Consider the following 1584-nt stretch of genomic DNA (forward strand, 5'->3'; position numbering starts at 1 on the left):
CCTTTGAGGCGCCGCTCCCGCTCGAGGAAGCCCGTGTTCGAATTGAAGCAAGTCTCGACCCGCACCCGATCGGAACCGTCCTGGGTCTCCCGCGAGGTCGAAAGCTGCAGCAGCCAAGGCTGGCTCGAAGGCCACGGAGTGAAGCTGTGGCCCGAGGCGAAGAGGTTGTTCGAGGGGTTGACCAGGTAGGTGCCTCGAGCCGGGTTATAGGTCGTCGTGGTGGTGCGGTTCGAGCCCCAGTTGGCCGTCGTCGCCTGCACCCGGTGCTGACCCAGGCCATCGAAGTCCGAGGACACCGTCTCCACCCAGCGGTTGTTGTCGTCGTGGAACGTCGTCCGCTCCACTCGCGGGCGGCGGTTCGAGTCGTACCAGTCGCTCGTGAAGCCGATGGTTCCCCCAGGCTTGAGCTTGTCGTGCTCGTAAGCCACACGGACCGAGCGCTTGAGGTTTTGGGAGGTCGCCGGGCCATCGAAGATCTCCCGCGACAGGTGAAGCCCTCCGGAGACATCGCCGAGGTGGAGCGGGAGGCCGTACTCCCAGCCCGAAAAGCCGGCCCGATCCAGCTTCGGGTCGTTCGCGAAGTAGTGCACTGTCTCATCGCCCGACGGCTCGCGGACGATCACCTTGCGGGTGAAACCGCCGCCGCCTTCTGTGCGGTAGGTCCAGGTACAAGACGGCCAGTCGTGGTTCTCGCACAGGCCGTTCGAGTTGAGCACCGTCTTCGACGCCACCGCCAGCACCTCTTGGGAACCGATCGCCGGCTCCGTGTCTGGGCCGCGATTCAAGGTCAGGGGCGAGCGCATCAGCACGTCCCAGTCGGTGTAGGTCCAGTCGATCAGGCCCCGCGTTGGAAGACGCAGCCGTTTGAGCACCCCGGGGGCGTTCTTGCTCTGTGTGCAGTCCTCGTAGTGCTCCGGCATCTCGAAGGCACCGCCGGTGCCAGGAAGGGTCAGCGAGGCCAGGAAATCCACCGTCGCCGTCGGCGGCGTCGGGTCCGAGAAGCCGGAGGGATATTGAGAAGCCGGAGAGTCCCAGCAACTGCGCGTGATCGTCTTCGACGTGTAGCCGAAGGAGTACGTCGCCACCGAGCCGTTGAATGCCGCCAGCTTCACCGCCTTCACCCGGCGGACGCCCGCCGAACCCAACTCGAACTCCACCCGGTGCGTCCGCAGACCATCGGCGATCGTCCACGAAGGCTGGGCACCGTCGTTGTAAGTCACCGTCACCGCGTTGCCGAAACGGTCTCGGATCTGCGTCAGGCGAAACTTCCCCGGCACACCAGGCTCCTGCTGGCCGTAGGTCCGGATCGTCCCATCCGGGTACTCCACCTCGCGGCTCGATTTGGTCAGCCGCAGGTAGGAGCCGTCGCGCGTGTATTGGAAGGCCGTCCCGGTCGCCTCTCCCACATGGAGCGACTGATAGAAGTGGTGCTGCGCTCCATCTTCCGTCGTCAGGTTCCAGCCGTTCGGGTTGTCCCCGAACTGGCTGTTCGTCAGATACCCACCCAGGCTCACCGTCCAGCCCACCCCAGCGTTGAAATCCTCCGAGACCCGAGCCTCGAACGCCGCCTCCGAGAAGGAGAAC

The 1584-nt window shown here is 65.2% G+C and carries 1 protein-coding gene; it reads right to left on the reverse strand.

What is annotated here, in order from left to right; translation table 11 throughout:
• A partial coding sequence (locus AAF481_20540; GenBank protein ID MEM7483555.1) for a hypothetical protein occupies positions 1 to 1584 on the reverse strand: 1584 nt, incomplete at both ends.

Source organism: Acidobacteriota bacterium, assembly GCA_039030395.1.
In the GTDB taxonomy this organism is placed as follows: domain Bacteria; phylum Acidobacteriota; class Thermoanaerobaculia; order Multivoradales; family JBCCEF01; genus JBCCEF01.